The sequence below is a fragment of the Micromonospora sp. DT233 genome (genome assembly GCF_049841815.1).
Lineage (GTDB): Bacteria > Actinomycetota > Actinomycetes > Mycobacteriales > Micromonosporaceae > Micromonospora.
The window spans coordinates 364,738-390,440 of record NZ_JBNCLB010000001.1 but is presented as its reverse complement, the minus strand read 5'-3'; the positions used below and the strand labels follow the sequence as shown (position 1 = coordinate 390,440).

Here is a 25,703-nt window from a genome sequence, read left to right as displayed (position 1 = left end):
ACCATGGCGGGACAGAAGATCCGCATCCGGCTCAAGGCCTATGACCACGAGGTCGTCGACTCCTCGGCTCGGAAGATCGTCGAGACGGTGACGCGCACCGGGGCGCAGGTCGCGGGCCCGGTGCCGCTGCCCACGGAGATCAACCGTTTCTGCGTCATCCGCTCGCCGCACAAGTACAAGGACTCGCGCGAGCACTTCGAGATGCGCACGCACAAGCGGCTGATCGACATCATCGACCCGACCCCGAAGACGGTCGACTCGCTCATGCGCCTCGACCTGCCGGCTGGCGTCGACATCGAGATCAAGCTGTAGGGACCGGACAAATGGACAGGCAAGTCAAGGGGATCCTGGGCGCAAAGCTCGGCATGACCCAGGTCTGGGACAACAACCGTGTTGTTCCGGTGACCGTGGTTCAGGCCGGCCCCTGCGTCATCAGCCAGGTTCGTAACGCCGACAAGGACGGTTACTCCGCGGTCCAGCTGGCGTACGGCACGATCGACCCGCGCAAGGTGAAGAAGCCGATCAGCGGGCACTACGCGAAGGCGGACGTGGCGCCGCGCCGGCACATCGTCGAGCTGCGCACCACCGACGCCGCGGACTACTCGCTGGGCCAGGAGGTCACGGTCGAGCAGTTCCCGGCCGGCGTCAGCATCGACGTCACCGGCAAGACCAAGGGCAAGGGCTACGCCGGCCCGATGAAGCGGCACGGCTTCCACGGTCTGCGCGCCAGCCACGGTGTCGAGCGCAAGCACCGCTCGCCCGGTTCGATCGGCGCCTGCGCGACCCCGGGTCGCGTCTTCAAGGGCACCCGGATGGCCGGTCGGATGGGTGGCGTTCGCTTTACCGTCCAGAACCTGACCGTCCAGGCGGTCGACACCGAGAACAACCTCCTGCTCGTCCGCGGTGCCATTCCCGGCCCGAAGGGCGCGCTGGTCCTGGTCCGTACCGCGGCCAAGGCCAAGGTGAAGAAGGGCGGTGTGGCCAAGTGACCACCGTTGACGTCCTCAACGTCGAAGGCACCAAGAGCGGCTCGGTCGAGCTGCCGGCGGACATCTTCGACGTCCAGGCCAACCTCGCGCTGATGCACCAGGTCGTGGTGGCTCAGCTCGCGGCGGCCCGGCAGGGCACGCACAAGGTGAAGACCCGCGGCGAGGTCGCCGGCGGCGGCAAGAAGCCGTACAAGCAGAAGGGCACCGGTCGCGCCCGTCAGGGCTCGATCCGGGCGCCGCAGTTCGCCGGCGGTGGCGTGGTCCACGGCCCGGTGCCGCGTGACTACAGCCAGCGGACCCCGAAGAAGATGAAGGCCGCCGCCCTGCGCGGGGCCCTGTCGGACCGGGCCCGCGCCGGCCAGGTGCACGTCGTCGAGGCGTTCGTCTCGGGCGAGAAGCCGTCGACCAAGGCCGCCCTGGCCACGCTGACGAAGCTGACCGAGTCCCCCCGGGTGCTGGTCGTGCTGAGCAGCACCGACGAGCTGAACTGGGTGTCGCTGCGCAACGAGACGCGCGTGCACCTGATCGAGGCCGGCCAGCTCAACACGTACGACGTGCTGGTGGCCGACGACGTGGTCTTCACCAAGGACGCCCTGGACGAGTTCCTCGGTGTGCCGGCCGAGACCACCGAGGAGGGTGACAAGTGAGCACGATCGCCGATCCGCGTGACGTAATCTTCGCGCCGGTCGTCTCGGAGAAGAGCTACAGCGAGCTGAACCGGAACTGGTACACCTTCCTGGTGCACCCGGACGCGAACAAGACCGAGATCAAGATCGCTATCCAGCAGATCTTCAACGTCCGCGTCCTGACGGTCAACACGCTCAACCGCCAGGGCAAGCGCAAGCGCACCAAGACCGGCTTCGGTCAGCGCAAGGCGACCAAGCGGGCGATCGTGAAGCTGGCTGACGGTGACCGTATCGAGGCCTTCGGCGGCCCGGTCAGCTGAAGGGTGTAGACAATGGCTATCCGTAAGTACAAGCCGACGACGCCGGGCCGGCGTGGTTCCAGCGTCGCCGACTTCGCCGAGATCACCCGGTCCACGCCGGAGAAGTCGCTGCTGGCTCCGCTGCCGAAGAAGGGCGGGCGTAACGCCCACGGCCGGATCACCACGCGGCACCACGGCGGCGGTCACAAGCGCCAGTACCGTCTGATCGACTTCAAGCGGGTCGACAAGGACGGCATCCCGGCGAAGTGCGCCCACATCGAGTACGACCCGAACCGCACCGCGCGCATCGCGCTGCTGCACTACGCCGACGGCGAGAAGCGGTACATCATCGCGCCGAAGGACCTGAAGCAGGGCGACGCCGTCGAGTCCGGTCCGGGCGCCGACATCAAGCCGGGCAACAACCTCCCGCTGCGCAACATCCCGGTGGGTACGACGATCCACAACGTCGAGCTCCGTCCGGGCGGCGGCGCCAAGCTGGCCCGCTCGGCCGGCGTCGGCATCCAGTTGCTCGGCCGGGAGGGCGCGTACGCCACCCTGCGGATGCCCTCCGGTGAGATCCGGCGGGTCGACGTGCGGTGCCGCGCCAGCATCGGCGAGATCGGCAACGCCGACCAGTCGAACATCAACTGGGGCAAGGCCGGCCGGATGCGGTGGAAGGGCAAGCGCCCGACCGTCCGTGGTGTGGCCATGAACCCGGTCGACCACCCGCACGGCGGTGGTGAGGGTAAGACCTCTGGTGGCCGTCACCCGGTCAACCCGCAGGGTAAGCCCGAGGGCCGCACCCGTCGCAAGGGCCAGCCGAGCGACAAGCTGATCGTCCGCCGTCGCTACGCCACGCGTAAGCGCGGCTGAGGGAGATAAGACATGCCTCGCAGCCTGAAGAAGGGCCCGTTCGTCGACGACCACCTGCTCAAGAAGGTGGAGACGCAGAACGACAAGAACACCAAGAACGTCATCAAGACCTGGTCGCGGCGCTCGATGATCATCCCCGAGATGCTCGGCCACACGATCGCCGTGCACGACGGACGCAAGCACGTCCCGGTGTTCGTCACCGAGGCGATGGTCGGGCACAAGCTCGGCGAGTTCGCGCTGACCCGCACGTTCAAGGGTCACGAGAAGGACGACCGGAAGAGCCGCCGGCGCTGACGCCGCGGGCATACGGATAGAGGAACAAGGGGTTACAGCGATGCCAGGAAAGGGCGACGCTCCGGTGCTGCCGGGCGCGCGGGCGATTGCGCGGCACGTGCGCATCTCGCCGATGAAGGCGCGCCGGGTGGTCAACCTCGTCCGCGGCCTGCCCGCGAAGGAGGCGCTCACGGTGCTGCAGTTCGCGCCGCAGGCCGCGAGCGAGCAGGTGTACAAGGTGCTCGCTAGCGCGATCGCCAACGCGGAGAACAACGAGCGGCTGGACCCCGATGCGCTGCTCGTCAGCGAGGCGTTCGTCGACGAGGGCCCGACGATGAAGCGGTTCCGGCCGCGGGCGCAGGGCCGGGCATACCGGATCCGCAAGCGGACCTGCCACATCACCGTGGCGGTCGAGGCGGTCGCGCCGGCCGCGCCGAAGAAGGCGACGGCCAAGAAGGCCGCGCCGGCGCAGCAGGCGAAGGCCGCCGAGACGGAGAGCAAGACGGAGGGCGCCGAGTAATGGGTCAGAAGGTTCACCCCACTGGGTTCCGGCTCGGCATCTCGACCGACTGGAAGTCCCGCTGGTTCGCGGACAAGCTCTACAAGGACTACATCGGCGAGGACGTCAAGATTCGCCGGATGATGTCCAAGGGCCTCGAGCGTGCCGGCATCTCCAAGGTCGACATCGAGCGCACCCGGGACCGGGTCCGCGTCGACATCCACACCGCGCGGCCGGGCATCGTCATCGGCCGTAAGGGTGCGGAGGCCGACCGGATCCGCGGGGAGCTGGAGAAGCTCACCGGCAAGCAGGTGCAGCTGAACATCATCGAGGTGAAGAACCCCGAGTCGGATGCGCAGCTGGTCGCCCAGGGCGTCGCCGAGCAGCTCTCCAGCCGGGTCAGCTTCCGTCGGGCCATGCGCAAGGCGATGCAGTCGGCGATGAAGAACCCGGTCTGCAAGGGCATCCGGGTTCAGGTCTCGGGCCGCCTCGGCGGCGCCGAGATGAGCCGGACGGAGTTCTACCGCGAGGGTCGGGTTCCGCTGCACACGCTGCGGGCCAACATCGAGTACGGCTTCTTCGAGGCCCGTACCACCTTCGGCCGTATCGGCGTGAAGGTCTGGATCTACAAGGGTGACGCGGTGCCGGGTCGGGAGACCCCGGCCGAGGCGCCGTCGCGCCCGCGCCGTGACCGTGGCGACCGCCCGGAGCGTCCGCGCCGTGGTCGGTCCGGCTCTGCCGGCACGACCGCCGGTGGCACCGAGGCCGGCCGGGCTGCTGCGACCACCATCGCGCAGCAGGCCGAGACGCCGAGCGGCGAGCCGGTGGACGCCGGCGCGATCGCCGCGACCGCGTCCGCACCGGCTTCCACTCAGCCGGCAGAAACGCAGCAGGAGGGCTGACAGATGCTGATGCCGCGCAAGCCCCCGAAGGGCTTCCGCAAGCCGCACCACCCGGACCGCAGTGGCGCGTCCAAGGGTGGTAACCGCGTGGTGTTCGGCGAGTTCGGGATCCAGGCTCTCGAGCCGGCGTACGTGACGAACCGGCAGATCGAGTCGGCACGTATCGCGATGACCCGCCACATCAAGCGTGGCGGTAAGGTCTGGATCCAGATCTTCCCGGACCAGGCCCTGACCAAGAAGCCGGCCGAGACCCGGATGGGTTCCGGCAAGGGCTCGCCCGAGTGGTGGGTCGCCAACGTGAAGCCGGGAAGGATCCTCTTCGAGATGTCCTTCCCCAACGAGCAGATCGCGCGAGAGGCGATGCGTCGCGCGATCCACAAGCTCCCGATGAAGTGCCGCATTGTTACGCGCGAAGTGGGTGAATCCTGATGGCAGCGGGCGTTAAGGCCTCCGAGCTGCGTGAGCTCTCCGACGAGGAGCTGGTCACGAAGCTGCGCGAGGCCAAGGCGGAGCTGTTCAACCTCCGCGTGCAGGGCGCGACCGGGCAGCTGGACAACAACCGGCGGTTGCAGGTCATCCGTCGGGAGATCGCCCGGATCTACACGATCATGCGCGAGCGCGAGCTGGGTCTCTCGGTCGCGCCGACTGAGGTGACGGCATCATGAGCGAGAACACCACCGACAGCACGACCGCCGACGCTCGGGCCCGCCGCAAGGTGCGCGAGGGCCTGGTGGTCAGCGACAAGATGGACAAGACCATCGTTGTCGAGGTCGAGGACCGGGTCAAGCACGCGCTGTACGGCAAGATCATGCGCCGGACCCGCAAGCTGAAGGTCCACGACGAGCAGAACGCCGCCGGCATCGGCGACCGGGTCCTGATCATGGAGACCCGGCCGCTGTCCGCCACCAAGCGTTGGCGGATCGTGGAGATCCAGGAAAAGGCCAAGTAGCGAAGGCTCGATCTCGCCCGGCCTCAGCCGGGCGCAGGTTCCGCCAGGCTCCGGCCGCGGAATGCGGCCGGAGAACCGGCAGACATAGGAGATAGACGTGATTCAGCAGGAGTCGCGACTGCGCGTCGCCGACAACACGGGTGCCCGGGAGATCCTGTGCATCCGGGTTCTCGGTGGCTCCGGTCGGCGCTACGCGAGCATCGGCGACGTCATCGTGGCCACGGTCAAGGACGCGATCCCGGGCGCCGGTGTGAAGAAGGGCGACGTGGTCAAGGCCGTCATCGTCCGCACCGCCAAGGAGCGGCGGCGGCCGGACGGCTCGTACATCCGCTTCGACGAGAACGCCGCCGTCATCATCAAGGACGGTGGGGACCCGCGCGGTACCCGTATCTTCGGCCCGGTGGGCCGGGAGCTGCGGGACAAGCGGTTCATGAAGATCATTTCCCTCGCGCCGGAGGTGTTGTGACCGTGAAGGTCAAGAAGGGCGACACGGTCGTCGTCATCGCCGGCAAGGACAAGGGTGTCAAGGGCAAGGTCATTGCGGCCTACCCGAGGCAGGACAAGGTCCTGGTCGAGGGCGTGAACCGGGTCAAGAAGCACACCCGTATCAGCACCACCCAGCGTGGCGCCAAGACCGGTGGCATCGTCACCCAGGAAGCCCCGATCCACGTCTCCAACGTGCAGGTCCTGGACTCCGAGGGGAACCCGACCCGCGTCGGGTACCGATTCGACGACAACGGCCAGAAGGTCCGCATCGCGCGTAGCACCGGTAAGGACCTGTGATGAGCACGGCTACCGAAACCAAGACCATGCCGCGCCTCAAGGAGCGGTACCGCAACGAGATCGTGGCCAAGCTGCAGGAGCAGCACAGCTTCGGCAACCCCATGCAGGTGCCGCGGCTGGTCAAGATCGTCGTCAACATGGGTGTCGGCGAGGCCGCTCGGGACGCGAAGCTGATCGACGGCGCCGTCCGCGACCTGGCCACCATCACCGGCCAGAAGCCGCAGGTGCGGCGGGCGACCAAGTCCATCGCGCAGTTCAAGCTCCGCGAGGGTATGCCGATCGGCGCGAAGGTCACCCTTCGCGGCGACCGGATGTGGGAGTTCCTGGACCGTCTGCTCTCGATCGCGCTGCCGCGTATCCGCGACTTCCGCGGTCTGGACGGGCGCAAGCTCGACGGGCACGGTAACTACACGTTCGGTCTGACCGAGCAGTCGGTGTTCCACGAGATCGACCAGGACAAGATCGATCGCCAGCGGGGCATGGACATCACGGTGGTCACGACCGCCACGACCGACGACGAGGGCCGGGCGCTGCTCAAGCTCCTGGGCTTCCCGTTCAAGGAGAACTGAGAATGGCCAAGAAGGCGCTGATCCTCAAGGCTGCCGCGAAGCCGAAGTTCTCGGTTCGCGCGTACACCCGCTGCCAGCGGTGCGGGCGCCCGAAGGCGGTCTACCGCAAGTTCGGTCTCTGCCGGGTCTGCATCCGGGAGATGGCCCACCGCGGTGAGCTGCCGGGCGTGTCCAAGGCCTCCTGGTAAGGGCGACCGCGCCCCGGCTGCCGGCCGGGGCCCCCTTGCACCGATCATGTATTGCTCTTCGCCGTAGGCCCGGGGCTGACCGCCCCGGGAACCCCGGCGAGAAAGGCTGACGAAATCCATGACGATGACCGACCCGATCGCAGACATGCTCACGCGTCTGCGTAACGCCAACCAGGCGTACCACGACCAGGTGACGATGCCCTACTCCAAGATCAAGGCGAACATCGCCGAGGTCCTGAAGGCCGAGGGCTACATCGCCACCTGGTCGGTCGAGGAGCCCGAGGAGGGTGCCGTCGGCAAGCGACTGGTCGTCGAGCTGAAGTACGGCCAGAACCGCGAGCGGAGCCTGGCCGGCATCAAGCGAGTGTCCAAGCCCGGTCTCCGGGTGTATGCCAAGTCGGACGGGCTCCCGCGGGTGCTCGGCGGGCTGGGCGTGGCGATCATTTCGACGTCCCAGGGGCTGCTCACCGACCGGCAGGCCCGCAAGCGGAGCGTTGGCGGGGAAGTCCTCGCCTTCGTCTGGTAACGGGAGACAGGTAGAAATGTCGCGTATTGGACGTAAGTTGATCCCGGTGCCTGCCGGCGTCGACATCACGATCGAGGGCCAGACCGTCAAGGTCAAGGGCCCGAAGGGCGAACTGGCCCACACCCTCGCCGAGCCGATCACGGCGGAGCGGGGCGAGGACGGCCAGCTGCACGTCAACCGGCCGAACGACGAGCGCAAGGCCAAGGAACTGCACGGCCTGAGCCGTACCCTGGTCGCCAACATGATCGTCGGCGTCACCGAGGGCTACCGCAAGAGCCTGGAGATCGCCGGCACCGGTTACCGGGTCACGGCCAAGGGCAAGGACCTGGAGTTCGCGCTCGGGTTCTCGCACCCGGTGCTGGTCCCCGCGCCGGACGGCATCACCTTCACGGTCGAGAAGCCGACGGTGTTCCACGTGGCCGGCATCGACAAGCAGCAGGTCGGTGAGGTCGCCGCCAACATCCGGAAGATCCGCCCGCCGGAGCCCTACAAGGGCAAGGGCGTCAAGTACCAGGGCGAGATCATCCGCCGCAAGGCCGGAAAGGCAGGTAAGAAGTGAGCGCCACGCTGCTCAAGCGCCGCCGCGGCGTTGCCGCCAAGCGCGCCGTCGGCCGTGCGCGTCGACACTTCCGGGTCCGCAAGAACATCAGCGGCACCTCCGAGCGTCCCCGCCTGGTCGTCACCCGCTCGCTGCGGCACATCGTCGCCCAGATCGTCGACGACACCAAGGGTCACACCCTGGCGTCGGCCTCGTCCCTGGACGACTCGCTGCGCGGCACCGAGGGCGACAAGAGCGCCCTGGCCGGCAAGGTCGGTGCCCTGCTCGCCGAGCGCGCCAAGGCCGCCGGCATCTCGAAGGTCGTCTTCGACCGCGGTGGCAACCGGTACGCGGGGCGTGTCGCCGCGCTTGCCGACGCCGCCCGCGAAGCCGGGCTCGAGTTCTAGAAACCCCGTCACGAGAGAGAGGAAGGCTGCTGATGCCAGGTCAACAGCGCCGTGGCGGCGGGTCCGGTGGCAACGAGGGTGGTCGCCGCGACAACCGCCGTGAGGGCGGCCGCGGAAACGCGCCCGTCGAGAAGACCCCGCACCTCGAGCGGGTCGTCGCGATCAACCGCGTCGCCAAGGTCGTGAAGGGTGGTCGTCGCTTCAGCTTCACCGCCCTGGTGATCGTGGGCGACGGCGACGGCACCGTCGGTGTGGGCTACGGAAAGGCCAAGGAGGTGCCCGCGGCCATCGCCAAGGGTGTCGAGGAGGCCAAGAAGCACTTCTTCAAGGTGCCGCGGATCGGTCAGTCGATCCCGCACCCGATCACGGGCGAGGCCGCGGCCGGCGTCGTGCTGCTCAAGCCGGCCTCGGCCGGTACGGGTGTCATCGCCGGTGGGCCGGTGCGTGCCGTGCTGGAGTGCGCGGGCATCCACGACGTGCTCTCCAAGAGCCTCGGTTCGTCGAACCCGATCAACATCGTGCACGCCACGGTGGCGGCGCTGAAGGGGCTCGAGTCCCCGGAGGCCGTCGCGGCCCGTCGTGGCCTGCCGGTCGAGGACGTCGCGCCGGCCGCCATGCTGGCGTCGCGGGCGGGGGTGGCCTCCTGATGGCTCGCCTGAAGGTCACCCAGCTCCGATCCACGATCGGGACCAAGCACAACCAGCGTGAGTCGCTGCGTTCGCTCGGTCTCAAGCGGATCAACGACGTGGTGGTCAAGGAGGACCGGCCGGAGATCCGTGGCATGATCTTCACGGTCAACCACCTCGTGAAGGTCGAGGAGGTCGAGTAATGACGATCAAGGTCCACCACCTGCGCCCGGCGCCCGGTGCCAAGACCGCGAAGACCCGTGTGGGTCGCGGTGAGGGCTCCAAGGGCAAGACCGCCGGTCGCGGTACCAAGGGTTCCAAGGCCCGCAAGAACATCTCGGCGGCGTTCGAGGGTGGGCAGATGCCCATCCACATGCGCCTGCCGAAGATGAAGGGCTTCAAGAACAAGTTCAAGGTGGTCTTCCAGGTGGTCAACCTGGACAGGCTCGCCGAGCTGTTCCCGAACGGCGGCCAGGTCGGCCCGCAGGAGCTGGTCGAGGCCGGTGCGGTCCGCAAGGGCCACCCGGTCAAGGTCCTCGGCACCGGCGACCTGAACGGCGTCGCCCTCCAGGTGTCGGCGCAGGCGTTCAGCGCGTCGGCCAAGGAGAAGATCACCGCCGCCGGTGGCACCGTCACCGAGCTGTAGGGTCGCGATCGTGGCGCCCGCTCAGTCGTCCAAGACTGGGCGGGCGCTCGGTCTACCGGGAACGTGTGCACCGGGTAATATCGGATTCGATTTATGTAGCCGGGCACACCTGCCCGGACCGGGTTCGGGCTGTTAGAGTCCCTTCCCAGCTATGGATATCGGGCGCTCGCCCGGCACCCACCCCGACCGCCATGGACCACCACCGGCGGCCCGCCTCGCGCAGGAGGAAGAAGTTGCTGTCCGCCTTTCTCAGTGCGTTCCGTACGCCTGACCTGCGCAAGAAGCTGCTGTTCACGGTAGGCATCATCGCGGTCTACCGGCTCGGCGCCACCCTGCCCAGCCCGGGTGTCTCGTACGGCAACGTGCAGAAGTGCCTCGACAGCATCCAGGGTGACACCACCGGGGTGCTGAACCTGCTCGACCTCTTCTCCGGCGGAGCGCTGCTCCAGCTCTCGGTCTTCGCGCTGGGCATCATGCCCTACATCACCGCGTCGATCATCCTGCAGCTGCTCACCGTGGTCATCCCGCGGCTGGAGCAGCTGCGCAAGGAGGGCCAGGCCGGCCAGGCGAAGATCACGCAGTACACCCGCTACCTCACCCTCGGCCTGGGCATCCTCCAGTCGTCGGCGTTCGTGGCGCTGGCCCGCTCCGGGCAGCTCTTCCAGAACAAGTGCGACCAGTTCCCGATCGTGCCCGAGGGCACCGGCATCCCGGACTGGCTGACGCTGACCATCCTGGTCATGACGATGACCGCCGGCACCGGCATGGTGATGTGGCTCGGCGAGCTGATCACCGACCGCGGCGTCGGCAACGGCATGTCGGTGCTGATCTTCACCTCGATCGCGGCCCGCCTGCCCAGCGAGGGCTGGAAGATCAAGAGCCAGCAGGGCTGGGGCAAGTTCCTCCTGGTGCTCGCGCTGGTCCTGGTGGTCATCACGCTGGTCACCTTCATCGAGCAGGCCCAGCGCCGGATCCCGGTGCAGTACGCCAAGCGGATGATCGGCCGGCGGATGTACGGCGGCACCTCGACCTACATCCCGCTGAAGGTCAACCAGGCGGGTGTCATCCCGGTCATCTTCGCCTCGTCGCTGCTCTACCTGCCGCAGTTGGCGTTGCAGTTCTTCGACCAGACCAACCCGGGCAAGACCCAGGCCTGGGTGCAGAACAACGTGGTCGACCCGTCGAGCCCGGCGCACATCGTGATCTACTTCCTGTTGATCATCTTCTTCACGTACTTCTACGTGTCGATCACGTTCAACCCGACCGAGGTCGCGGACAACATGAAGAAGTACGGCGGCTTCGTGCCGGGCATCCGCCCCGGTAAGCCGACCGCCGACTACCTCGACTTCATCCTCAGCCGGATCACCCTGCCGGGCGCGCTCTACCTGGGCCTCGTCGCAGTCCTGCCGAACTTCTTCTTCATCTGGCTGAACAGCGAGCAGTTCCAGAACTTCCCGTTCGGCGGCACCGCTGTGCTCATCATGGTCGGCGTCGGTCTGGAGACCGTGAAGCAGATCGAGAGCCAACTCATGCAGCGGAACTACGAAGGGTTCCTGCGGTAGATGCGACTCGTTCTGGTTGGCCCGCCGGGCGCGGGTAAGGGCACACAGGCTGAGTTCATCGCCGCGCACCTCTCGGTGCCGAAGATCTCGACCGGGGACATCTTCCGGGCGAACGTCTCCCAGGGCACGCCGCTGGGCATCGAGGCCAAGCGCTACATGGACGCCGGCAAGCTGGTCCCGGACGAGGTGACCATCAACATGGTCCGGGACCGGCTCGCCGAGCCGGACGCGGGCGAGGGCTTCCTGCTCGACGGCTTCCCGCGCACCACGCCGCAGGCCGCCGCGCTGGACAAGCTCCTGGCGGACCTCGGCACCGCGCTGGAGTTGGTGCTGGAGCTGGTCGTCGACGACGACGAGGTGATCCGGCGGCTCTCCGGCCGGCGGACCTGCCGCGGCTGCGGCAAGATCTGGCACGTCGAGTTCGACGCGACCTCCAAGGAGGGGATCTGCGACCGCTGCGGCGCGGAGCTCTTCCAGCGGGACGACGACAAGCCGGAGACGATCGCCGCTCGGCTGCGGGAGTACGCGGACAAGACCGCGCCGCTGGTGGACTACTACGGCGCTCAGAACAAGCTGGTGGGCATCGACGCCACCGGCCCGGTGGAGGACGTGACCGTCCGGGCCATCGACGCCCTGCGCTCCTACGACGGTTGACGACCGCCGGTTCGCCGGCGGATAGAGTGCGGACAGCGGGGTACGCGCGACGTGCCCCGCTGTTTCGCTGTTCAACGCGAGGAAAGGTCCCGCTCCATGCGCCGTAGCCAGCTGGACATCCAGCTGAAGACCCCCGACCAGATCGAGAAGATGCGCGCCGCCGGCCTGGTGGTCGCCGACGCGCTGCGGCGGATGCGGGAGGCGGTCGCCCCCGGGGTGAGCACCGCCGACCTGGACGCGATCGCCGAGTCGACGATCCGGGCGGCCGGCGCGGTCCCCTCGTTCCAGGGCTACCACGGCTTCCCCGCCTCGATCTGCTCCTCGGTCAACGAGCAGGTGGTGCACGCCATCCCGGGCCCCGACCAGGTGCTCCGCGAGGGCGACCTGATCTCGATCGACTGCGGCGCGGTGCTGGACGGCTGGCACGGCGACGCGGCGATCACGGTCGCCGTGGGCGAGGTCGCCCCGGGGCTGCTGAAGATGGTGGCGGTCGCCGAGGACGCGATGTGGGCCGGCATCGCCGCCGCCGCGCGCGGGGCGGCCAACGGCCGGGGCCGGCTCACCGACATCTCGCACGCGGTGGAGACCACGGTCCGCAAGGGCGGCCGGTACGGCATCGTCGACGGGTACGGCGGGCACGGCATCGGCACGGAGATGCACCAGGATCCGCACGTGCTCAACCACGGCCGGCCCCACAAGGGCCCCCGGCTCGTGCCGGGCATGGCGCTGGCCATCGAGCCGATGATCACGATGGGCTCGCCCCGGACGTTCGAGCTGGCCGACGGCTGGACCGTGGTGACCCGGGACCGGTCGATGGCGGCGCACGTCGAGCACACGATGGCGCTGCTGGACGACGGCGTCTGGGTGCTCACCGCCCCGGACGGCGGCCGGGCCCGCCTCGGCGACCTGGTCACCGCCCGCCAGCCGGCGGACTCACCGGCCCGCTGAGCGGTCGGCGGGGCGCGGCCCGCCCCGAGCCCGAAGCGGACCCGGTGGGCCGTCCAGGCCGGCGTGGCGATGGCCGGCGGTGCCGGCGCGACGTTGGCATGCTTGCCGTCATGGAGGGGCACGGCGGGATGCGGGCCGCCGACGCGGACCGGCAGGCGGTGGTGGACCGGCTGCAAAGGGCGTATGCCGCGCGCACCTACGGCGAGCTGGACGTGCTGCTGGCCGACCTGCCGGCGTCGGCCGCCGTGGGCCGGCAGGCTGCCACGTCGCCGGTGCCGGAACCCGACAGGCGGGCGGGGGTGGCCTCGTGGCTGGCCCTGGTCTGGCTGCCGTACCTGGGGGTGAACGCGATCGCCCTGGCCGTCTGGGCGGTTCCCTCGGTCCTCGCTGGGAAGGTGCTCTACTTCTGGCCCGGTTGGGTGGCCGGGCCGTGGGGGGCGTTGCTGCTGCTGACCACGGTCGCCGGCCGACGGGCGGGAGCACCTGGGGGGCCCGGCCGACATCGACGTCTGAACGGCCGGTTTTGTCCGATCCGCCGCACCGAGGCCGCCCCGGTTTGGCGACGGCCCGTGAGCGGCGTAGACTTTCTGATCGGCGCACAGCGTCCACTCCGGCATGTCCACCCTGCGCTTCGGTGGAACTCGGAGCCGCGGCTGGCGCGGGCATCTGATCTTGGTCGGTGGCCCGTGTAAGACGTTGTGGGCCGTCCGGAGTAACCGACGTCAGGACAGCGGAGGACATGCCGAAAAAAGACGGAGCCATCGAGATCGAGGGTCGGGTCATCGAGCCCCTGCCGAACGCCATGTTCCGGGTGGAGCTCGCGAACGGTCACAAGGTGCTGGCTCACATCAGCGGCAAGATGCGGCAGCACTACATCCGCATCCTGCCGGAAGACCGGGTCGTCGTCGAACTCTCGCCGTACGACCTGACCCGCGGGCGCATCGTCTACCGCTACAAGTAAGCGACCTGACGGCGGCCGGATAAGTCCCCGTGTCCGTCTTCGACGTCCGGCGTCGCGCGTGTTCGCGCCTCCGGGCCAGATGGGAAGTAAGGCAACCGTGAAGGTCAAGCCGAGCGTCAAGAGGATCTGCAACAAGTGCCGGGTGATCCGCCGGCACGGCCGGGTCATGGTCATCTGTAGCGACCCGCGCCACAAGCAGCGCCAGGGCTGACCAGTCCGACCGACCGTGATCAACGGGCGGTCGAACCGGCCCGGGCCGCAGGTCCAGCGCAACACATCATCAGCTCGTCCCAGCCCGCGAGCGGTGCGCGAAGTGCGTACCCATGCGTGGTTGACCCCCGGTCGGAGGCCGGGGCCCGCTCGGGCAGCGGTCGTTCCTCCCGGCGCCACGGCGCCGGGCCGGCGATCGGAGCGGGGTGGGGCGGGTTCAGACCTCCGCCTGCACACCACAAGGAGTACGCCCGCACATGGCACGTCTAGTCGGCGTAGATCTGCCCCGCGAGAAGCGGATGGAGATCGCGCTCACCTACATCTTCGGGGTCGGTCGTACCCGTGCCCTGGAGACGCTCGCCGCCACCGGCATCTCGCCGGACAAGCGCGCTCGGGACCTCACGGACGAGGAGCTGGTCCAGCTCCGCGACCACATCGAGGGCAACTACAAGGTTGAAGGCGACCTGCGCCGCGAGGTCGCCGCTGACATCCGCCGCAAGGTCGAGATCGGCTGCTACGCGGGTATCCGGCACCGCCGGGGCCTGCCCGTGCGTGGCCAGCGGACCCGGACCAACGCGCGGACCCGCAAGGGCCCGAAGCGGACCGTCGCCGGCAAGAAGAAGCCCGGCAAGAAGTAATTCTTTAACCGGAATTCTGGTCGTTCTCCGTCGAGGTAGGCCGGGCTCCAACCGGATCCGGTGTCTACGTCATCGACAGAGCGACAGCCAAAACCCATTCAGGAGCGCACAGACTTATGCCACCGAAGGCTCGTGCCGGAGCCGCTGTCAAGAAGGTCCGGCGCAAGGAACGCAAGAACGTCGCCCACGGGCAGGCGCACATCAAGAGCACCTTCAACAACACCATCGTGTCCATCACGGACCCGACCGGTGCGGTCATCTCCTGGGCCTCCGCCGGCCAGGTTGGCTTCAAGGGCTCCCGCAAGTCGACCCCGTTCGCCGCTCAGCTGGCCGCCGAGGCCGCCGCGCGTCGGGCGATGGAGCACGGCATGCGCAAGGTCGACGTGTTCGTCAAGGGTCCCGGCTCCGGCCGGGAGACCGCCATCCGTTCGCTGCAGGCCGTCGGGCTGGAGGTCGGCCAGATCGCCGACGTCACCCCGCAGCCGCACAACGGGTGCCGTCCGCCGAAGCGTCGCCGGGTCTGAGAGGTTAGGAAGAGATGGCTCGTTATACCGGTGCTGACTGCCGCCGTTGCCGGCGGGAGAAGATGAAGCTGTTCCTCAAGGGCAGCAAGTGCGATGGACCGAAGTGCCCGTTCGAGTCCCGGCCGTTCCCGCCCGGGCAGCACGGCCGCGGTCGCACGAAGGAGACGGAGTACCTGCTCCAGCTCCGCGAGAAGCAGAAGGCCCGCCGCGTGTACGGCGTGCTGGAGAAGCAGTTCCGCGGCTACTACGAGGAGGCCGTGGGCAAGCAGGCGAAGACCGGTGAGGTCCTCCTGCAGATCCTCGAGTCGCGGCTGGACAACGTGGTCTACCGGGCGGGCTTCGCCCAGTCCCGGGACATGGCCCGTCAGCTGGTCAAGCACGGTCACTTCACGGTGAACGGCAAGAAGGTCGACATCCCGTCGTACCGGGTCAAGGAGCACGACATCGTCGAGGTCCGGGGCAAGAGCAAGGAGCTCACCCCGTTCATCGTCGCGCAGGCTCAGGCCGGCTCGAAGTCCGTCCCGGCGTGGCTCGAGGCCATCCCGAGTCAGATGAAGGTGCTCGTGCACTCCCTCCCGGCCCGCCAGGTGATCGACACCCAGGTCCAGGAGCAGCTGATCGTCGAGCTCTACTCCAAGTAGTCGGGCTCGTTGCGGTGGTCCGCCCCTCGGGGCGGACCACCGGAACAGTTTGTGTCGCGGACGTCATATAGCGGGCGTCCCGGAAGAGAAGAGAAGACATGCTCATCAGTCAGCGACCGTCTCTGTCCGAAGAGTCGATCAACGAGACCCGGTCCCGGTTCACCATCGAGCCGCTGGAGCCGGGCTTCGGCTACACCCTGGGCAACTCGCTGCGGCGCACGCTGCTGTCGTCGATCCCGGGTGCGGCGGTCACCTCCATCAAGATCGACGGCGTGCTGCACGAGTTCACCACGATCCCCGGTGTCAAGGAGGACGTGGTCGAGCTCGTCATGAACATCAAGGAGCTCTGCGTCAGCTCCGAGCACGACGAGCCGGTCAGCATGTACCTGCGCAAGCAGGGCCCGGGCGACGTGACGGCGGGCGACATCCAGCCCCCGGCCGGCGTCTCGGTGCACAACCCGGACCTGAAGCTCGCCACCCTCAACGGCAAGGGCCGGCTCGACATGGAGCTGACCGTCGAGCGGGGTCGCGGCTACGTGACGGCGGCGCAGAACAAGCAGGCCGGCGCCGAGATCGGCCGGATCCCGGTCGACTCGATCTACTCGCCGGTGCTGAAGGTGACGTACCGCGTCGAGGCGACCCGGGTCGAGCAGCGGACCGACTTCGACCGGCTGATCATCGACGTCGAGACCAAGCCGTCGATGGGCCCGCGCACCGCGCTGGCCTCCGCCGGCTCGACGCTGGTGGAGCTCTTCGGGCTGGCCCGGGAGCTGGACGAGACCGCCGAGGGCATCGACATCGGGCCGTCCCCGCAGGACGCCCAGTTGGCGGCGGACCTGGCTCTGCCGATCGAGGAGTTGGACCTCACCGTCCGCTCCTACAACTGCCTCAAGCGCGAGGGCATCAACTCCGTTGGTGAGCTCATCGGGCGTACCGAGGCCGACCTCCTCGACATCCGCAACTTCGGGCAGAAGTCGATCGACGAGGTCAAGATGAAGCTCGCCGGGATGGGTCTCGGGCTGAAGGACTCGGCTCCGAACTTCGACCCGGCGCACGTCGTGGACACCTTCGGCGAGGCCGACTACGACACCGACGACTACCGCGAGACCGAGCAGCTCTAGTCCGCGCTGCCGCCACACCTGAGGAGCACCAAGCATGCCCACGCCCACCAAGGGCCCCCGCCTCGGCGGCAGCCCCGCGCACGAGCGGCTGATGCTGGCGAACCTGGCCACCGCGCTGTTCCAGCACGGCAAGATCAAGACCACCGAGACGAAGGCCCGGCGGCTGCGTCCGCTGGCCGAGCAGCTCATCACCAAGGCCAAGCGGGGCGACCTCGCCGCGCGGCGGCGGGTGCTGGGCGTCGTCAAGGACAAGGACGTGGTCTACTCCCTGTTCGACCAGATCGCGCCCCGGTACGCCACCCGCAACGGCGGCTACACCCGGATCGTGAAGACCGGCCCCCGCAAGGGCGACAACGCTCCGATGGCGATCATCGAGCTGGTCGAGGAGCTGCAGGTCAGCGAGCCGAAGACCAACAAGAAGACCGCCGCGCGCAAGGCCGCGCAGCAGGACAAGGTCGAGGCGCTCGCGCCGGCGGAGGAGACCCCGCAGGCGAAGGAGCAGGACCAGGACGCCGAGCCGCCGGTGTCGGCGTCGGGTGACACCGCCGCCGCCCGCGAGGACAGCGACGAGGCTTCCGAGCCCAAGGCCTGAGCTCAGGCACCGTCGGGCCCGGCATCCCCTCCAGGGGGTGCCGGGCCCGACCCGTCAGGAGGGGGTACGAGGTGGACGAGCGGACCCGGCTGCGGCTGGACGTCTCGTACGACGGCACCGGCTTCTCGGGCTGGGCGGCCCAGCCGACCCGGCGGACCGTGGCCGGGGTGCTCGTCGAGCACCTCGACCTGGTGCTGGGGGCGGGGGTGGCGACCGGGCTGACCGTGGCCGGGCGGACCGACGCCGGGGTGCACGCCACCGGCCAGGTCTGCCACCTCGACCTGCCCACCGAGGTCTGGCGCGACCGGGAGGGCACGCTGCTGCGCAGGCTGGCCCGGCTCCTCCCCACCGACGTGCGGGTACGGGCGATGACCGAGGTGCCGGCGGACTTCGACGCCCGCTTCTCGGCGACCTTCCGCCGCTACGAGTACCGGGTGACCGACGCCCCGTTCGGCGCGGAGCCGCTGCGCCGGCACGAGGTGCTGGCCTGGCCCAGGCCGCTGGAGCTGGACCTGCTCAACGCCGCCGCGACGGGGCTGGTGGGGGAGCACGACTTCGCCGCGTACTGCCGGCGCAAGGAGAACGCCACCACCCTGCGGGAGGTGACCCGGCTGGACTGGCGGCGCGAGCCCGACGGCGTCCTCGTCGCCACCGTCCAGGCCGACGCGTTCTGCCAGGCGATGGTGCGCAGCCTGGTGGGGGCGATGCTGGCCGCCGGGGACGGCCGGCGGCCAGCGCAGTGGCCGGGCGGCCTGCTGACCCGGCGGGAACGCTCCAGCGAGGTGACGGTGGCCCCGGCGCACGGGCTCACCCTGGTCGCCGTGGGCTATCCGGCCGACCCCGCCGAGTACGCCCGCCGCGCCGAGGACACCCGCCGGCTGCGCGTGCCGACCGAGGCCGCCTGACGACCCGGCCGCCTCAGTCGTTCTCGCCGGTGTCCGGATCGGACGCGGGCTGGCCGGCCGAGCCGCCGGTCGCACGGCGCTCCAGCACCTTCTTGTCCAGGTGCAGATCGATCAGGTCGAGCAGGATCTGTCGGGCCTTCGGGTCGCCGGCCTTGACCGGCTCGCCGTCGGCCCGCGCCACGAGGCAGTACGCGAGGTAGTGGCCGCGCACCTGCCAGGCGACCCGCGACGGGGCCTCGGTGAGCGCCTCGGTGTCGTCTCCGGCCGGCATTCCCCGGAACCGGCCCTGCCGCTGGTCGAGCAGCTCCCGGAGGCGGTCCCGCCCACGCTGCGCGGTGGTCAGGTCGGCGAGGTTGAACAGCCCCGCGGTGAGCAGGTACTCCTCGTCGGGGGAGCGCAGGGTGGCCCGGACCACCTGGTTGCAGCCGAGGCCGGCCAGCAGCTCGGCCACCTGGCCGGTGGCGGCGACCGGGCAGCGCGCACTGGACTGGGTCTTGAGCACCGGGTAGGGCTCGTCGTCGCCGTCGCCGATCTTCAACGCGCTGCCGGGGAAGACCTCCCGGGCCGTCAGGGGCGCGGGGTCGGTCTCCCGGGCGTCGATCTCCTGCCGTTCGGTGCGCGACGGCGACGGGGCGGCCGCCGGTGGGCTCGGGGCCGCCTCGGGTGCGGTGGTGCGGTCGGCCAGCAGGGCGGCGCCGCCCAGCCCGACGAGGGCGAGCAGCACCAGGACCGCGGTGCCGCCGAGGAGCACCGGCCAGAGCCGGCCGCGACCGCGACCGGTGCCGCCGGGGCCGCCCTCGCGGGTCCGCCGGGACCGGGGCAGGCTCAGCGGCGCGGTGGTGGCGGCATGCGTGCGGACCTGCGGCGGGGCGAATCGGGGTGGCCCCGGGGCGGGGGTCGCGCTCGACGGGGTGTGGGCGGGCGGCGTCCGGGGCGGCCGGGGCAGCGCAGGGGTGGGGAAGCGGGACGGGGAGGGCCCGGTGCGGGCGGGCGGGGCGACGCCGAGCGGCGAGAGTTCCGAGCCGGGCCGCGGTTGCCCCTCGAACGTGTCCTCATCGGAGTCGTACCGATACACCATGTTGCCCAGGCTAGGGCTTCTTGCCACTTTAGGGGGTAATAACCGGAAAAGGCGGCAGGAGTGTCGCCGTTGGCCCGCCCGGCCGCCCGCCCCTGCGGCGGTGCGAGAATGCCGGGCGTGACCGGCGACCACTACTTCACCGCTTCGCCCGAGACCGAGGCCCGCCCCCGCGAGGTCGAGTTCACCGTCGCCGGGCGCGACTACACCCTGACGTCGGCCGGCGGGGTCTTCTCCGCCAACCGGCTGGACCAGGGCACGGGGGTGCTGCTGCGCAAGGCGGAGCTGCCCGGCCCGGACACCGTCGGCCCCCTGCTCGACCTGGGCTGCGGCTTCGGCCCGATCGCCTGCGTGCTGGCCGCCAGCGCCCCGACGGCCACCGTCTGGGCGGTGGACGTCAACGAGCGGGCCCGCGCGCTCACCGCCGCCAACGCCGGGCGCGTCGACGCCGCCGACCGGGTCCGGGCCGTCGCCCCCGACGAGGTGCCGGCCGACGTGACGTTCGCCCAGCTCTGGTCCAACCCGCCCATCCGGATCGGCAAGGAGGGCCTGCACGAGCTGCTGCTGCGCTGGCTGCCCCGGCTCGCCCCGGACGGGGTGGCCTGGCTGGTGGTCGCCCGTCACCTCGGCGGCGACTCGCTGGCGCAGTGGCTGGGCGAGCAGGGCTGGCAGGTGCGCCGGCACGCCAGCCAGAAGGGCTTCCGGGTGCTGCGGGTCACCCGGTAAACCGGCTGTCGCCCCGCCCGCCCGGTCGGGCAGGATGCGCACGTGGGATACGTGGACGTGGCGGGGGTCGGGCACGTCCTGCCCGACGGTCGGGAGCTCTTCACCGACGTGTCGTTCCGGGTCGGTGAGGGCGCCAGGGTCGCCCTGGTCGGGCCGAACGGCGCGGGGAAGACGACGCTGCTGCGGATGGTCGTCGGCGACCTGCCCGTCACCACGGGCACCGTGGCCCGCTCCGGGGGCCTCGGCGTGATGCGCCAGTTCATCGGCATGATCGGCGACGACTCCACCCTCGCCGACCTGGCCCTGTCGCTCGCCCCGCCCGCGCTGCGCGACGCCGGCCGGCGGCTCACCCAGACCGAGGCGGCCATGCGGGCGGCCGAGGCGCGCGGCAAGTTCAGCACCGCCGCGGGCAAGGCCCAGCTCGCGTACGCCGACGCGCTCGCCGCCTGGGGCGAGAGCGGCGGGTACGACGCCGAGGTGCTCTTCGACACCGTCTCGACCATCGTGCTCGACCTGCCCTGGGACGCTGCCCGGGACCGCCCGGTGCGGACCCTCTCCGGCGGCCAGCAGAAGCGCTTCGCCCTGGAGCTGCTGCTGCGCGGCACCGACGAGGTGCTGCTGCTCGACGAGCCGGACAACTTCCTCGACGTGCCCGGCAAGCGTTGGCTGGAGGCCCGGCTGCGGGAGTCGGCCAAGTCGGTGCTCTACGTCTCGCACGACCGGGAGCTGCTGGCCCAGAGCGCCGACCGGGTGGTCGCCGTCGAGGGCGGCAGCGCCTGGGTGCACCCGGGCGGCTTCGCGAGCTGGCACGCCGCGCGGGTGGCCCGGCACGCCCGCCTCGACGAGCTGCGCCGCCGCTGGGACGAGGAGCACCAGAAGCTGCGCGAGCTGGTGCTGATGTACAAGCAGAAGGCCGCGTACAACGACGGGTTGGCCTCGCGGTACCAGGCCGCGCAGACCCGGCTGCGCAAGTTCGAGGAGGCCGGGCCGCCGCCCGTACCCCCGAAGGACCAGGACATCCGGATGCGGCTGGCCGGCGGGCGGACCGGCAAGCGGGCGGTGATCGTCGAGCAGCTCGAGCTCGACGGCCTGACCTACCCCTTCGACCTGGAGATCTGGTACGGCGACCGGGTCGCCGTGCTCGGCGCGAACGGCACCGGAAAGTCGCACTTCCTGCGGTTGCTGGCCCGGGGCGGCACCGACCCCGACCCGGCCAACGGGCCGGTCGACGGGGCCGCCGCGCTGACCCCGGTGGCCCACGACGGGACGGTCCGGCTCGGCGCCCGGGTCCGCCCCGGGCACTTCTCCCAGACCCACGACCGGCCGGAGCTGACCGGCCGCAGCCTGGTCGACATCCTCTGGCGGGGCGACGAGCACCGGGCCGGGATGGACCGGCACACGGCGATGGGGGTGCTCAGCCGCTACGAGCTGGCCGGGCAGGGCGACCAGCGCTTCGGCACCCTCTCCGGCGGCCAGCAGGCCCGCTTCCTGGTGCTGCTGCTGGAGCTCTCCGGCGCGACGCTGCTGCTGCTTGACGAGCCCACCGACAACCTCGACCTGGCCAGCGCGGAGGCGCTGGAGGCGGGGCTGACCGCGTTCGCCGGCACCGTGGTCGCCGTCACCCACGACCGCTGGTTCACCCGGTCCTTCGACCGGTTCGTGCTGTTCCGCGGCGACGGCGAGGTCGTGGAGACCCCCGAGCCGGTCTGGGACGTCAGGTGATCGACGACGAGCTGGTCGGCCGGCTGCTGGCGGTCGACGGGGTGGTGGCGGTGGCGCTCGGCGGCAGCCGGGCCCGGGGGGAGCACCGGCCCGACTCCGACTGGGACCTCGGGCTCTACTACCGGGGCGAGCTGGACGTGCCGGCGCTGCGGGCCGTGGCCGCCTCCGTCGCCGACGACGAGACCGAGCTGACCGCCCCCGGCGGCTGGGGCCCCTGGGTGGACGGCGGCGGCTGGCTGCGCGTCGGCGGCACGGCGGTGGACTGGCTCTACCGGGACCTCGACCGGGTGCACCGGGTCTGGGCCGACTGCCGGGCCGGCCGGTACACCGTCGGCGTGCAGGCCGGGCACCCGCTCGGCTTCTACTCGCACGCCTACGCCGGTGAGGTGGCGCTGTGCCGGGTGCTCGGCGACCCGACCGGCGAGCTGACCGCGCTGCGGGCGCGGGTCGGGGCGTACCCTCCGGCGCTCGCCGCCGCCCTGGTCGCCGGCGGGTGGGAGGCCGGCTTCCTGCTGGCCGCCGCCGCGAAGGGCGCGGCGGCGGGGGACTGCGGGTACGTCGCCGGCTGCCTGTTCCGGGCGGTCGGGGTGGTCGTCCACGCCCTGCACGGCCGCGCCGGGCGGTGGCTGATCAACGAGAAGGGCATGATCGCCTCGGCCGGTCGGCTGCCGGGCGCGCCGGTGGACTTCGCCCGCCGGGCGCAGGGGCTGCTCGGCGCGGTGGGCCGGACCCCGGCCGAGCTGGCCGACACGGTCGCCGACGCGCGCCGGCTGGTCGCCGAGGCGCTCGACGCCCCGGTGTGACCTGCGTCGCATCCGGCCCCGTCCCGCCCCGGGCGACGGTCCGGGACCGGCATAGGCTCAAAACGTGACTGAGATGACGTATCGCCGGCTGGGCGACTCCGGCCTCGTGGTGTCCACGGCCGGGCTCGGCTGCAACAACTTCGGCAGCAGGCTCGACCTCGACGGCACCCGGGCGGTGGTCGACGCCGCCCTCGACGCCGGCATCACCCTCTTCGACACCGCCGACCTGTACGGCAAGCAGCCCGGCGACTCCGAGGAGCTGCTCGGCCAGGCGCTGAAGGGCCGCCGCGACGACGTGGTGGTGGCCACCAAGTTCGGCATGGACGTCGACGGGCTCAACGGCCCGGACTACGGCGCCCGAGGGGCCCGGCGCTACATCGCCCGCGCCGTCGAGGGGTCGCTGCGCCGGCTCGGCACCGACCACATCGACCTCTACCAGCTGCACCAGCCCGACCCGGGCACCCCGATCGACGAGACCCTCGCCGCCCTGGACGACCTGGTCCGCGCCGGCAAGGTCCGCTACCTCGGCAACTCCAACTTCGCCGGCTGGCAGATCGCCGACGCCGACTGGGTCGCCTCCTCCACCGGGCGGGCCCGGTTCATCAGCGCGCAGAACCACTACTCGCTGCTGGAACGGGGCGTCGAGGCGGAGGTGATCCCCGCCTGCGAGCGCTTCGGGCTGGGCATGCTGCCGTTCTTCCCCCTGGCCAACGGGCTGCTCACCGGCAAGTACAAGCGCAACGAGGCACCCCCGGCCGGCAGCCGGCTCGCCGGCGGTGGCCGGTACGCCGAGCGCCTGGCCGCCGCCCGGTGGGACACCATCGAGGCGCTGGAGGCGTACGCCGCCGAGCGGGGGATCAGCCTCCTCACGGTGGCCATCGGCGGGCTCGCCGCCCGTCCGGCGGTGGCCTCGGTGATCGCCGGCGCCACCACCCCGGAGCAGGTACGGGCCAACGCGGCGGCCGTCGCCTGGCAGCCCACCGACGCCGACCTGGAAGCCCTCGACGCCCTGCTCTGACGGGCGACGGGCCCGGCCTTCGCGGCGGCCCCCTGGCCACCCCACGGGGCCGCCCCCCTTGGCGGGACGGGCGATCCGTCGTACGGTGACACGCAACTGACCCACGGGAGCCCGGTGCACCGGGCTGAGAGGGGGGCTGAAGCCCCCGACCGTCGAACCTGATCCGGGTAATGCCGGCGCAGGGAGGAGTTGCGATGCCGTCCCTCGGCCGCCTGCACCTGATCACGGACACCCGCCCGGGGCGCGACCCGCTCGCCGTGCTGCGGGCCGCGCTGCCGCTGGCCCGCGCCGAACTGGTCGTCCAGGTCCGCGTCCAGGACGACGCCACCGACCGCGAGGCGTACGACCTGGCCCGCCGGGTGCTCCGGCTCTGCCTGCCGTACGGGGCGACGTGCCTGGTCAACGACAGGCTGCACGTGGCGCTCGCGGTGGGCGCCGCCGGCGGGCACGTCGGCGCGGACGACCTCCCCGTGGTGGCGGCCCGGCGGGTCCTCGGCCCCGCCGCCACGCTCGGCGCGACCGCCCGGGCACCGGGGCCGGCCGCCGAGGCGGTCGCCGCCGGGGCGGACTACCTGGGCGTGGGCCCCTGCCACCCGACCCGGAGCAAGGCCGGGCTGCCGGACCCGATCGGCCCCGCGGGCGTCCGCGCGGTCGCCGAGGCGGTCGACGTGCCGGTGATCGCGATCGGCGGGGTGACCGCGACGCGGGTTGCGGCGCTGCGCGCCGCCGGGGCGTACGGGGTGGCGGTGGTGGGGGCGATCTCGGACGCCGCCGACCCGGGCCGGGCGACGGCCGAGCTGCTCGGCGCGCTGACGTGCTGACCGCCGAGGGCGATGTCGACGTGGCGGTGGTGGGCGCGGGACCCGTCGGACTGGCGGTGGCGTGGCGGTGCGCCGCTCGCGGGCTGCGGGTCGTCGTGCACGACCCGGCCCCCGGGTCGGGCGCGTCGCACGTCGCCGCCGGGATGCTGTCGCCGGTCGCCGAGGCGTACTTCGGCGAGCACGAGCTGACCGGGCTGCTGGCCGCCTCCGCCGCCCGCTGGCCCGGGTTCGCCGCCGAGCTGGCCGAGGCCGCCGGCACGACGTTCGGTTACCGCACCGACGGCACCCTCGTCGTCGGGCTGACCGGCGACGACCTGGCGCAGGCCCGTCGACTCTGGTCGTACCAGCAGGGGTTGGGGCTGCCGATCACCCCGCTGCGCCCGTCGCAGCTGCGCGACCGCGAACCGGCGCTCGCCCCCCGGGTGCGCGGCGGCGCCATCGCCCCCGGCGACCACCAGGTCGACCCCCGGCGACTGGTCGCGGCGCTGCGGGTCGCCGCCGAGCGGGCCGGCGCCACCCTGGTCACCGGGGCGGTCGACCAGCTCTCCGACCTGGCTGCCAGGGTGACCGTCGTCGCCGCCGGCTGCCACGCGGCGGCGCTCACCGGGCTGCCGATCCGGCCGGTGAAGGGGCAGATCCTGCGGCTCCGCGCGCCCGGCGGCGCTCCGCCGGGCTTCCGGCACGTCATCCGGGGGTACGCCGACGGCGAGCCCGTCTACCTGGTGCCCCGCGACAGCGGCGAGGTGGTGGTCGGCGCGACCGTCGAGGAGCGCTCCGACACCCAGGTCACCGCCGGGGCGGTGCTGCGGCTGCTCCGCGCTGCCGTGGAGCTCGTGCCCGAGCTGACCGAGTACGACCTGGTCGAGACCGCCGCGGGGCTGCGCCCCGGCACCCCCGACAACGCGCCGCTGATCGGGGCGCTACCCGGGCGGCCCGGCGTCATCGCCGCCACCGGGCACCACCGGCACGGCATCGTGCTCACCCCGGTCACCGCCGACCTGGTCGCCGAGCTGGTCGTCACCGGTGTGGCGGACGCACTGCTGGCGCCCTTCGCCCCCGAGCGGTTCGCCCGCCCGAGCCGAGGCTGAC

At 71.0% G+C, this 25,703-nt stretch carries 40 protein-coding genes and 1 riboswitch; of the genes, 39 read left to right on the top strand and 1 reads right to left on the bottom strand.

Annotated elements, in window-relative coordinates; all coding sequences use genetic code 11:
• Positions 1 to 3 precede the first annotated feature (3 nt).
• From rpsJ to truA, 33 genes are all read left to right on the top strand, one after another.
• The gene (gene rpsJ, locus ACLQ2V_RS01875; RefSeq protein ID WP_007073037.1) at positions 4 to 312 is read left to right on the top strand and encodes a 30S ribosomal protein S10; all 309 of its coding nucleotides are present in this window, start codon (positions 4 to 6) and stop codon (positions 310 to 312) included.
• Between the two features lie 11 nt (positions 313 to 323).
• Positions 324 to 989 carry a 50S ribosomal protein L3 gene (rplC, locus tag ACLQ2V_RS01870; protein WP_425716562.1) on the top strand — a complete coding sequence of 222 codons (666 nt, stop codon included), beginning with the start codon at positions 324 to 326 and terminating at the stop codon, positions 987 to 989.
• Positions 986 to 1,636 (top strand): 50S ribosomal protein L4, encoded by a 651-nt coding sequence (gene rplD, locus ACLQ2V_RS01865; protein WP_425716561.1) that lies wholly within the window; start codon positions 986 to 988, stop codon positions 1,634 to 1,636. Before rplC ends, rplD begins: the two co-directional genes overlap by 4 nt.
• A complete protein-coding gene (gene rplW, locus ACLQ2V_RS01860; protein WP_320066528.1) occupies positions 1,633 to 1,935 on the top strand; it encodes a 50S ribosomal protein L23 in 303 nt (100 codons plus the stop codon). Before rplD ends, rplW begins: the two co-directional genes overlap by 4 nt.
• A 12-nt stretch (positions 1,936 to 1,947) precedes the next feature.
• Positions 1,948 to 2,787: a 50S ribosomal protein L2 gene (gene rplB / locus ACLQ2V_RS01855; RefSeq protein ID WP_425716560.1), complete on the top strand. Its 840-nt coding sequence runs from the start codon at positions 1,948 to 1,950 to the stop codon at positions 2,785 to 2,787.
• Positions 2,788 to 2,799: 12 nt separating this feature from the next.
• On the top strand, positions 2,800 to 3,081 hold the full coding sequence (rpsS, locus tag ACLQ2V_RS01850) for a 30S ribosomal protein S19 (protein ID WP_425716559.1): 282 nt from the start codon (positions 2,800 to 2,802) through the stop codon (positions 3,079 to 3,081).
• 40 nt (positions 3,082 to 3,121) lie between these two features.
• On the top strand, positions 3,122 to 3,580 hold the full coding sequence (gene rplV, locus ACLQ2V_RS01845; protein ID WP_425716558.1) for a 50S ribosomal protein L22: 459 nt from the start codon (positions 3,122 to 3,124) through the stop codon (positions 3,578 to 3,580).
• Positions 3,580 to 4,461 carry a 30S ribosomal protein S3 gene (gene rpsC / locus ACLQ2V_RS01840; protein ID WP_425716557.1) on the top strand — a complete coding sequence of 294 codons (882 nt, stop codon included), beginning with the start codon at positions 3,580 to 3,582 and terminating at the stop codon, positions 4,459 to 4,461. The genes rplV and rpsC overlap by 1 nt, the downstream gene beginning before the upstream one ends.
• Before the next feature lie 3 nt (positions 4,462 to 4,464).
• Positions 4,465 to 4,890: a 50S ribosomal protein L16 gene (gene rplP / locus ACLQ2V_RS01835; RefSeq protein ID WP_320066524.1), complete on the top strand. Its 426-nt coding sequence runs from the start codon at positions 4,465 to 4,467 to the stop codon at positions 4,888 to 4,890.
• Positions 4,890 to 5,126 (top strand): 50S ribosomal protein L29, encoded by a 237-nt coding sequence (gene rpmC / locus ACLQ2V_RS01830; protein WP_425716556.1) that lies wholly within the window; start codon positions 4,890 to 4,892, stop codon positions 5,124 to 5,126. Before rplP ends, rpmC begins: the two co-directional genes overlap by 1 nt.
• Positions 5,123 to 5,410, top strand: coding sequence for a 30S ribosomal protein S17 (gene rpsQ / locus ACLQ2V_RS01825; RefSeq protein WP_425716555.1), 288 nt, complete (start codon positions 5,123 to 5,125; stop codon positions 5,408 to 5,410). Before rpmC ends, rpsQ begins: the two co-directional genes overlap by 4 nt.
• Positions 5,411 to 5,507: 97 nt before the next feature.
• On the top strand, positions 5,508 to 5,876 hold the full coding sequence (gene rplN / locus ACLQ2V_RS01820; protein WP_023358185.1) for a 50S ribosomal protein L14: 369 nt from the start codon (positions 5,508 to 5,510) through the stop codon (positions 5,874 to 5,876).
• Positions 5,873 to 6,193: a 50S ribosomal protein L24 gene (gene rplX / locus ACLQ2V_RS01815; RefSeq protein ID WP_425716554.1), complete on the top strand. Its 321-nt coding sequence runs from the start codon at positions 5,873 to 5,875 to the stop codon at positions 6,191 to 6,193. The genes rplN and rplX overlap by 4 nt, the downstream gene beginning before the upstream one ends.
• A complete protein-coding gene (gene rplE, locus ACLQ2V_RS01810; protein ID WP_425716553.1) occupies positions 6,193 to 6,762 on the top strand; it encodes a 50S ribosomal protein L5 in 570 nt (189 codons plus the stop codon). The genes rplX and rplE overlap by 1 nt, the downstream gene beginning before the upstream one ends.
• 2 nt (positions 6,763 to 6,764) lie before the next feature.
• Positions 6,765 to 6,950 carry a type Z 30S ribosomal protein S14 gene (locus ACLQ2V_RS01805; RefSeq protein WP_007073023.1) on the top strand — a complete coding sequence of 62 codons (186 nt, stop codon included), beginning with the start codon at positions 6,765 to 6,767 and terminating at the stop codon, positions 6,948 to 6,950.
• A gap of 118 nt (positions 6,951 to 7,068) precedes the next feature.
• Positions 7,069 to 7,476, top strand: coding sequence for a 30S ribosomal protein S8 (rpsH, locus tag ACLQ2V_RS01800; protein WP_073828943.1), 408 nt, complete (start codon positions 7,069 to 7,071; stop codon positions 7,474 to 7,476).
• 16 nt (positions 7,477 to 7,492) lie between these two features.
• Positions 7,493 to 8,035 (top strand): 50S ribosomal protein L6, encoded by a 543-nt coding sequence (gene rplF / locus ACLQ2V_RS01795; RefSeq protein WP_425716552.1) that lies wholly within the window; start codon positions 7,493 to 7,495, stop codon positions 8,033 to 8,035.
• Complete coding sequence (gene rplR, locus ACLQ2V_RS01790; RefSeq protein WP_425716551.1) at positions 8,032 to 8,421, top strand: 50S ribosomal protein L18; 390 nt, start codon at positions 8,032 to 8,034, stop codon at positions 8,419 to 8,421. The genes rplF and rplR overlap by 4 nt, the downstream gene beginning before the upstream one ends.
• A gap of 32 nt (positions 8,422 to 8,453) precedes the next feature.
• Positions 8,454 to 9,068, top strand: a complete 615-nt coding sequence (gene rpsE, locus ACLQ2V_RS01785) for a 30S ribosomal protein S5 (RefSeq protein ID WP_425716550.1) — start codon at positions 8,454 to 8,456, stop codon at positions 9,066 to 9,068.
• Positions 9,068 to 9,250 carry a 50S ribosomal protein L30 gene (gene rpmD / locus ACLQ2V_RS01780; RefSeq protein WP_425716549.1) on the top strand — a complete coding sequence of 61 codons (183 nt, stop codon included), beginning with the start codon at positions 9,068 to 9,070 and terminating at the stop codon, positions 9,248 to 9,250. Before rpsE ends, rpmD begins: the two co-directional genes overlap by 1 nt.
• On the top strand, positions 9,250 to 9,693 hold the full coding sequence (rplO, locus tag ACLQ2V_RS01775; protein WP_425716548.1) for a 50S ribosomal protein L15: 444 nt from the start codon (positions 9,250 to 9,252) through the stop codon (positions 9,691 to 9,693). Before rpmD ends, rplO begins: the two co-directional genes overlap by 1 nt.
• A gap of 233 nt (positions 9,694 to 9,926) precedes the next feature.
• The gene (gene secY, locus ACLQ2V_RS01770) at positions 9,927 to 11,255 is read left to right on the top strand and encodes a preprotein translocase subunit SecY (protein WP_425716547.1); all 1,329 of its coding nucleotides are present in this window, start codon (positions 9,927 to 9,929) and stop codon (positions 11,253 to 11,255) included.
• Positions 11,256 to 11,909: an adenylate kinase gene (locus ACLQ2V_RS01765; protein WP_425716546.1), complete on the top strand. Its 654-nt coding sequence runs from the start codon at positions 11,256 to 11,258 to the stop codon at positions 11,907 to 11,909. It begins immediately after the preceding gene.
• 96 nt (positions 11,910 to 12,005) lie between these two features.
• Positions 12,006 to 12,857 (top strand): type I methionyl aminopeptidase, encoded by an 852-nt coding sequence (map, locus tag ACLQ2V_RS01760; RefSeq protein WP_425716545.1) that lies wholly within the window; start codon positions 12,006 to 12,008, stop codon positions 12,855 to 12,857.
• Between the two features lie 110 nt (positions 12,858 to 12,967).
• Positions 12,968 to 13,549 carry a DUF1707 SHOCT-like domain-containing protein gene (locus tag ACLQ2V_RS01755; protein WP_425716544.1) on the top strand — a complete coding sequence of 194 codons (582 nt, stop codon included), beginning with the start codon at positions 12,968 to 12,970 and terminating at the stop codon, positions 13,547 to 13,549.
• 47 nt (positions 13,550 to 13,596) lie between these two features.
• Positions 13,597 to 13,818: a translation initiation factor IF-1 gene (gene infA / locus ACLQ2V_RS01750; protein WP_007073013.1), complete on the top strand. Its 222-nt coding sequence runs from the start codon at positions 13,597 to 13,599 to the stop codon at positions 13,816 to 13,818.
• Positions 13,819 to 13,915: 97 nt separating this feature from the next.
• A complete protein-coding gene (rpmJ, locus tag ACLQ2V_RS01745) occupies positions 13,916 to 14,029 on the top strand; it encodes a 50S ribosomal protein L36 (protein ID WP_043965539.1) in 114 nt (37 codons plus the stop codon).
• Between the two features lie 256 nt (positions 14,030 to 14,285).
• The gene (gene rpsM, locus ACLQ2V_RS01740; RefSeq protein WP_043965541.1) at positions 14,286 to 14,666 is read left to right on the top strand and encodes a 30S ribosomal protein S13; all 381 of its coding nucleotides are present in this window, start codon (positions 14,286 to 14,288) and stop codon (positions 14,664 to 14,666) included.
• 116 nt (positions 14,667 to 14,782) lie between these two features.
• Complete coding sequence (gene rpsK / locus ACLQ2V_RS01735; protein ID WP_030329919.1) at positions 14,783 to 15,190, top strand: 30S ribosomal protein S11; 408 nt, start codon at positions 14,783 to 14,785, stop codon at positions 15,188 to 15,190.
• Positions 15,191 to 15,204: 14 nt separating this feature from the next.
• A complete protein-coding gene (gene rpsD, locus ACLQ2V_RS01730) occupies positions 15,205 to 15,831 on the top strand; it encodes a 30S ribosomal protein S4 (protein WP_425716543.1) in 627 nt (208 codons plus the stop codon).
• A 98-nt stretch (positions 15,832 to 15,929) separates the two neighbouring features.
• Positions 15,930 to 16,952 carry a DNA-directed RNA polymerase subunit alpha gene (locus tag ACLQ2V_RS01725; protein ID WP_074472529.1) on the top strand — a complete coding sequence of 341 codons (1,023 nt, stop codon included), beginning with the start codon at positions 15,930 to 15,932 and terminating at the stop codon, positions 16,950 to 16,952.
• 34 nt (positions 16,953 to 16,986) lie between these two features.
• Positions 16,987 to 17,544 carry a 50S ribosomal protein L17 gene (gene rplQ, locus ACLQ2V_RS01720; RefSeq protein WP_425716542.1) on the top strand — a complete coding sequence of 186 codons (558 nt, stop codon included), beginning with the start codon at positions 16,987 to 16,989 and terminating at the stop codon, positions 17,542 to 17,544.
• 71 nt (positions 17,545 to 17,615) lie between these two features.
• Entirely contained in the window at positions 17,616 to 18,449 is an 834-nt protein-coding gene (gene truA / locus ACLQ2V_RS01715) for a tRNA pseudouridine(38-40) synthase TruA (protein WP_425716541.1), read from the top strand.
• A gap of 13 nt (positions 18,450 to 18,462) precedes the next feature.
• On the opposite strand, the gene ACLQ2V_RS01710 is transcribed toward truA, so the two are convergent.
• Entirely contained in the window at positions 18,463 to 19,527 is a 1,065-nt protein-coding gene (locus ACLQ2V_RS01710; protein WP_425716540.1) for a hypothetical protein, read from the bottom strand.
• A gap of 117 nt (positions 19,528 to 19,644) precedes the next feature.
• On the opposite strand from ACLQ2V_RS01710, the gene ACLQ2V_RS01705 reads away from it, so the two are divergent.
• The 6 genes from ACLQ2V_RS01705 to thiO all read left to right on the top strand — a co-directional run bounded on the left by ACLQ2V_RS01705 (position 19,645) and on the right by thiO (position 25,702).
• A complete protein-coding gene (locus tag ACLQ2V_RS01705; protein ID WP_425716539.1) occupies positions 19,645 to 20,250 on the top strand; it encodes a class I SAM-dependent methyltransferase in 606 nt (201 codons plus the stop codon).
• A gap of 42 nt (positions 20,251 to 20,292) precedes the next feature.
• On the top strand, positions 20,293 to 21,972 hold the full coding sequence (locus ACLQ2V_RS01700) for an ABC-F family ATP-binding cassette domain-containing protein (protein WP_425716538.1): 1,680 nt from the start codon (positions 20,293 to 20,295) through the stop codon (positions 21,970 to 21,972).
• The gene (locus ACLQ2V_RS01695; protein ID WP_425716537.1) at positions 21,969 to 22,775 is read left to right on the top strand and encodes a nucleotidyltransferase domain-containing protein; all 807 of its coding nucleotides are present in this window, start codon (positions 21,969 to 21,971) and stop codon (positions 22,773 to 22,775) included. Before ACLQ2V_RS01700 ends, ACLQ2V_RS01695 begins: the two co-directional genes overlap by 4 nt.
• Positions 22,776 to 22,848: 73 nt before the next feature.
• Complete coding sequence (locus ACLQ2V_RS01690) at positions 22,849 to 23,793, top strand: aldo/keto reductase (protein ID WP_425716983.1); 945 nt, start codon at positions 22,849 to 22,851, stop codon at positions 23,791 to 23,793.
• A 93-nt stretch (positions 23,794 to 23,886) separates the two neighbouring features.
• Positions 23,887 to 23,996, top strand: a riboswitch (TPP riboswitch).
• Positions 23,988 to 24,614, top strand: a complete 627-nt coding sequence (thiE, locus tag ACLQ2V_RS01685; protein WP_425716536.1) for a thiamine phosphate synthase — start codon at positions 23,988 to 23,990, stop codon at positions 24,612 to 24,614. Its footprint overlaps the riboswitch before it by 9 nt.
• The gene (thiO, locus tag ACLQ2V_RS01680; protein ID WP_425716535.1) at positions 24,608 to 25,702 is read left to right on the top strand and encodes a glycine oxidase ThiO; all 1,095 of its coding nucleotides are present in this window, start codon (positions 24,608 to 24,610) and stop codon (positions 25,700 to 25,702) included. The genes thiE and thiO overlap by 7 nt, the downstream gene beginning before the upstream one ends.
• Position 25,703: the final 1 nt, after the last annotated feature.